Here is a 5,082-nt window from a genome sequence, read left to right on the forward strand (position 1 = left end):
GCATTCACCACTACCACTGCTTGCGGGTCGGCAAGTCCGATATCTTCGCTCGCTAAAATTAGCAGTCGGCGCAAAATAAAACGGGAATCTTCTCCTGCATAAACCATCTTAGCTAACCAATAGAGGGCAGCATCAGGGTCGGAACCACGCACACTTTTGATGAAGGCACTAATCGTATTAAAGTGAGCATCGCCTTCTTTGTCGTAGAGAACGGCTCTTTGTTGAATGGATTCTTCAGCTACGGCTAAAGTAATAGAGATCTCGCCATCTTGATCAGGTTCTGTTGTTTCTACTGCTAGTTCCAAGGCATTCAGCAATGACCTTGCATCACCGTTGGCAACATTGGCTAAATGGGCGATCGCTTCTTCGGCAATATTTACGTTGAGATTGCCATAACCTCTTTGGCGATCGCAAATTGCTTGCTCTAATACTCGCCGCAAATCTTCTTCGGTTAAGTGCTTTAATTGGAATAATCGTGATCGGCTGACTAATGCTTTATTGACTTCAAAGAAGGGATTCTCAGTAGTTGCCCCGATGAGAATGATTGTGCCGCTTTCTACCCAAGGTAGTAATGCGTCCTGTTGGGATTTGTTGAAGCGATGGACTTCATCGACAAAGAGGATCGTGCGTTGATTGTGATAGCCACGTTGAGTTTGGGCGATTTCGATCGCTTCACGAATTTCTTTTACACCTGCGAGGACAGCATTGATAGCAATGAAATGGGCGTTAGTGGTGTTGGTGATAATTCTTGCAAGGGTAGTTTTGCCTGTCCCTGGGGGACCATAAAAGATGAGGGATGATAGGCGATCTGCTTGGATAGCACGGCGTAGCAGTCTTCCTTGTCCAAGAATATGTTCTTGGCCGATAAATTCATCAAAGTTGCGCGGACGTAGGCGATCAGCTAGGGGCGCTTCTGATGTGGTGATTCGTTGGCGATGATTCTCGAATAGATTCAAGATTTTATTTAACCATTTGTAATTTCTAAAATAGATTCAATTTCTGCCAGCTTTTGCTGAAAAAGTGTGCGTAAATCTGTTAGCTGTTGTGGATCTATGTTGGCGATATTTTCCTTAGATAATTTCTCTACACTACGCTGTATTGCTGTAATTTGCTTTGACGGACTTTGCTCTGACCTAATGTATTTAGCCTTAATTTGGGCAATAAGTTCTCTAGTCTTGGCTACATTTAAATCCTGTGATAATACCTGCTCAGTTGCCTTGATCCGTTCTTTTGATGCTATTTTTTCTGAAGTTTCTAAGGTCTTAGCGGATAGGACAGAAAGCGCTAATGCATGAGAGCCTTTGAGTCCGCGTTCCCTAATCGCTTGCTTTAAGTCATTAGGCAAGGACAGCATCGGCATCAGATTTGCTTTTACTGATGTTGGGTTGAGCGCTAAACCTAGCAACACTAACAGTGATTTTTCTTCAGCTTCATTCACGCCTAAACTTTGAAGTCCTGCGATCTGTTCTTTGGTAGTGGCGGTGACAAGACTTGTTAGTTGACTTGTTTGTTTTTGTCTTTCTAAACGTCTTAATACCGTTGCCAGAACTGTCAATATCTCGTCAGCCCCCATACTGGTAACATCAGCAACTTCTTTAAAGATTGCTTCGGCTTTGTCAAGAGGATTAAGATCCTCATGGTGAATAAATGTCAGTAGTGCTTTGCGATGTAAGTCATCGGGCATAATGGCGATGACCGATCGCAATGTTTGCCATCCTAAGATTTTGGCTGCTTCCCAACGGCGTTGACCATCTAATAGGAGATAGTTTTCATCTTGAGGGATCACAATTAATGGGGTAATTTGTCCATCTTTTTCGAGACTTCGGGCAATGGTTTGAATGCTTTCATTGGTAATAGTCTGACGCGGTTGATGAGGATTTGCTTGAATCTTGCTTACCTCAATATCTTGTTCGCCAGATTGTTCTTGTAGCTGAGATCTGAGGGTTTCAATTTGCTGTTCGAGGACTGGAGACTGAGAAGATCGTAGCTTTTCTACTTCGGCTTGTAGTTCAGAAATACGTTGTGCTTGATCTGTCGCTTGGATTGCGCCAGTAAATCTTTGTGAAATTGATGGAATTTTTCCCATGAGATATTTCCTGTTTGAATTTATTTGTTTTAATATGGGAGGCACTTTGTGCCGCTCATCCTAACCTTTTGATAATTTAATGATATCTTTGGTGATCGCTTGAAAATCGCTGCAAGCAGGATGATTTGGGCGATATTTTTGTAATGGCAACCCATTAGCACTAGAGTTTTTGAATTCAGATGAATCACGGATATGTGGATATAGTTTGATCCTTAACTGTTCAGTTATTTCTGGTAACTGTTGTAAATATTGTCGATGGATCGCTCTGCTACTGTCATAGAGGCTAGGCACTAACCCAAGTATCTGAGGAGAAGGATCGAGTTTGAGATCATCTGTGATAGCGATCGCCCATTCAACTAAATCCGCAACTCCAGAGATAGACTTCATTTCTAGCTGGATCGGTACAAGTAAGCCTGTACTAGCCGCGATCGCATTTTCACAAATTATGCCCATTGTGGCGGGGCAGTCTAAGATCACCACATCATGACGGAGGGGATGACTTTTTAAGCGATCGGCGAGAGCATATTCCCCTCGGCGGCGAATCACCAGATCATCGGCTAGTCTTGCCATGCTGGGATGCCCTTGACAGACTTCGATGTTCGGAATATCCCAAGCAGGAACTAATGTCCAATCGCCTGTAAATTCTTTAGACAAAGCACCAACTATGGAGGTTTCTGGGGTTGCGGGTGGGAGTCCACAGAAAACATCCAAGGCGCGTTGAGGATCAAGATCGATTAGTGCAACTGATACTTTATGCTTGCTCAATTCATAGGCGAGGTGGACAGCAAGAGTTGATTTCCCCACTCCGCCTGCATTTGCAACGATTCCAATGATGATTTGTTTTTTGCTCATGTCATTGCCAGCGATGTCGTATTTTAATATACGACATAAAGCCCAATAAAAATTATGGTGCACGCTTCGCGTGCGCCATAATTTTTTTTGAGTGTTTAATGATGAATTGTTAGTTATGCGGTGTCGTATTTTAAAATACGACATGTTATGAATTCCTTTACCATAAATTTTGGGATGTGCTTAACCATGCAAAATATCTATGAATTGCCTTATGAGCTAAATGATCTAGAAAAATTTGAGCAAATTGTTTCTGGTAAAAATATCCAGATTGAGCGCATCATTTCCACAGGACAAACTACGACCTCAGGACAATGGTATGACCAAACTGCGGATGAATGGGTGATTTTACTTCAGGGCGAAGCCGAGCTTTCCTATGCAGACGATTCGAGAATAAAACTAAAAGCAGGAGATTATTTACTTATTCCCGCGCATACAAAGCATCGTGTTGAATATACTAGTGTTGAGCCAGCCTGTATTTGGCTCGCTGTACATGGGCAGTTTTCATCTTAGCTAACCCCAGTTGGATAAAAAATTATATGAAATCGATTAAAGCTTTCTGTTAGATTTATAAATTATGCTCTGATATTGTAGTTAGGAAATTAGATGTTTTATGAATACACATCATTTACTTAGATATACAGTACAAAAATGGCAATACAAGGAAAACTAGACTTAACCATCAAAATCAATGAGCTCCCTACCGATATATCTGTCGATAAAAACGGTTGGAAGACCTTTGAGTTAGATTGTGATGGTCGAATCTTTAGCGTTACAGTGAAGCCCAAAGTGTTTAAGAAACTGGAGGATGCACAGGCTAATTTTCCAATGTGGGTAGCCGCGATTGGTGGCAAGTTAGGTGAAGCTACTGAGACAGGATTTGTTTTGCTAGAGCCAAATATTCAAGTATTTGAGAAAAAGCCGAAAGAAACCAAACCTTCTGAAGTAGAAATCTCCAACTAATCAGGTCATCAAAAATGCCCAATCCGCCTGACCGTCCTATTGACTATGCCGCGATCGCTCGTTCAGCAATGAAACCATCGGGACAAAAGCCTGTGTGGTTAGTCGAAGGTCAGGCTATATATGCTCCTAGCCACGCTCAAGGAATTGGTGAAATCACCGCTATTTTAGGCGATCGCCTCCTAGCCAAATTCCCCAACTATTCAGTACCTGTAATCATCACAAACTGGCAAGAAGCAATCAATAGACAAGAAATATTGCCAGTTAGCAGTCAGGAAATAACATCAGAAATTACCCGTGAACAGGAAATCTATGATGTAAGCGAAGAAGACATCGCCACGATTCCGCATCCAGAATTTAGAGAGATTGCACTCAACTTTCAAGAGTCTCTTGCGGCAATTCGCGTAACGGAAAGTACAGAAGGAGATGCTCATAGATTACCTATGGATCTGCCCATCATTTTGCAAGAAGCACTGAGGGAAAAAGGATATACTCACCTGTGGTCACATCAAATGCAGTCGCTAGAAGCGATGAGAAATGGTAAAGATGTATTACTCGCCACACCGACAGCAAGTGGGAAAACACTGTCATTTTTACCAGCAATCCTAGAAACTTGCATTCAAGATCCACAGGCGACAGCACTACTAATTTTTCCTCTAAAGGCACTAGCAATCGATCAGATGTCAAAACTTGACGCGATCGTAAAGCCTATAGGATTACATACGGGAATGATGACAGGAGATATGCCAAAGGCAGAACGGCTAAAACTATTTACGCCTCAAGCACCACAGATCTTGTGTATTAGCCCCGATTTACTCCACCATCAACTTAATCGCATTCGCTACCGCCACGAATGGCAAACATGGCGAAATTTCTTAACCAGATTACGTTATGTCGTAATTGATGAAGCCCATACATATCGCGGAAGCTTTGGTGGACATTTTGCTAATCTGATGCGCCGATTGCGATTAGCAGTTGACCGACTTGAAGGTAATAGCGATCGCATTCAGTATGTCCTAGCCACAGCGACGATTGGTAACCCGATTGAATTAACAGAGCGAATTACGGAAAGAAGGGATCGGCTTGTATAGAACCCATTTGGTATCTTAGGAAGCTTTGGCAAGGCGCTTAAGCATAAGCCTAATAAAGCAAAGATGAATTCTCGCATTAGCGTTGTCTAAAGTTCT

Annotated in this window: 6 protein-coding genes; 3 read left to right on the top strand and 3 right to left on the bottom strand. The window is 42.4% G+C overall.

Annotation, left to right across the window (positions count from 1 at the left end):
- The 3 genes from H6F41_RS18310 to H6F41_RS18320 all read right to left on the bottom strand — a co-directional run.
- A partial coding sequence (locus H6F41_RS18310) for an AAA family ATPase (RefSeq protein WP_190404899.1) occupies window positions 1–956 on the bottom strand: 956 nt, incomplete at its 3' end.
- 8 nt (window positions 957–964) lie between these two features.
- The gene (locus tag H6F41_RS18315; protein ID WP_190404900.1) at window positions 965–2,086 is read right to left on the bottom strand and encodes a ParB/RepB/Spo0J family partition protein; all 1,122 of its coding nucleotides are present in this window, start codon (window positions 2,084–2,086) and stop codon (window positions 965–967) included.
- Between the two features lie 60 nt (window positions 2,087–2,146).
- The gene (locus tag H6F41_RS18320) at window positions 2,147–2,938 is read right to left on the bottom strand and encodes a ParA family protein (protein ID WP_190404901.1); all 792 of its coding nucleotides are present in this window, start codon (window positions 2,936–2,938) and stop codon (window positions 2,147–2,149) included.
- 186 nt (window positions 2,939–3,124) lie between these two features.
- On the opposite strand from H6F41_RS18320, the gene H6F41_RS18325 reads away from it, so the two are divergent.
- The 3 genes from H6F41_RS18325 to H6F41_RS18335 all read left to right on the top strand — a co-directional run bounded on the left by H6F41_RS18325 (window position 3,125) and on the right by H6F41_RS18335 (window position 4,986).
- Entirely contained in the window at window positions 3,125–3,448 is a 324-nt protein-coding gene (locus H6F41_RS18325; RefSeq protein ID WP_190404902.1) for a cupin domain-containing protein, read from the top strand.
- A gap of 138 nt (window positions 3,449–3,586) precedes the next feature.
- Complete coding sequence (locus tag H6F41_RS18330; RefSeq protein WP_190404903.1) at window positions 3,587–3,898, top strand: fertility inhibition FinO-like protein; 312 nt, start codon at window positions 3,587–3,589, stop codon at window positions 3,896–3,898.
- Window positions 3,899–3,912: 14 nt separating this feature from the next.
- Window positions 3,913–4,986, top strand: coding sequence for a DEAD/DEAH box helicase (locus H6F41_RS18335; RefSeq protein WP_190404904.1), 1,074 nt, complete (start codon window positions 3,913–3,915; stop codon window positions 4,984–4,986).
- Window positions 4,987–5,082 lie beyond the last annotated feature (96 nt).

The organism is Pseudanabaena mucicola FACHB-723 (assembly GCF_014696385.1).
Taxonomy (GTDB): domain Bacteria; phylum Cyanobacteriota; class Cyanobacteriia; order Pseudanabaenales; family Pseudanabaenaceae; genus Pseudanabaena.

Bases quoted from the DNA above. Each gene is read 5' to 3' on its own strand.
- H6F41_RS18320 (WP_190404901.1), bottom strand. From the start codon at position 2,938: ATGAGCAAAAAACAAATCATCATTGGAATCGTTGCAAATGCAGGCGGA.
- H6F41_RS18335 (WP_190404904.1), top strand. From the start codon at position 3,913: ATGCCCAATCCGCCTGACCGTCCTATTGACTATGCCGCGATCGCTCGT.
- H6F41_RS18330 (WP_190404903.1), top strand. From the start codon at position 3,587: ATGGCAATACAAGGAAAACTAGACTTAACCATCAAAATCAATGAGCTC.
- H6F41_RS18325 (WP_190404902.1), top strand. From the start codon at position 3,125: ATGCAAAATATCTATGAATTGCCTTATGAGCTAAATGATCTAGAAAAA.
- H6F41_RS18315 (WP_190404900.1), bottom strand. From the start codon at position 2,086: ATGGGAAAAATTCCATCAATTTCACAAAGATTTACTGGCGCAATCCAA.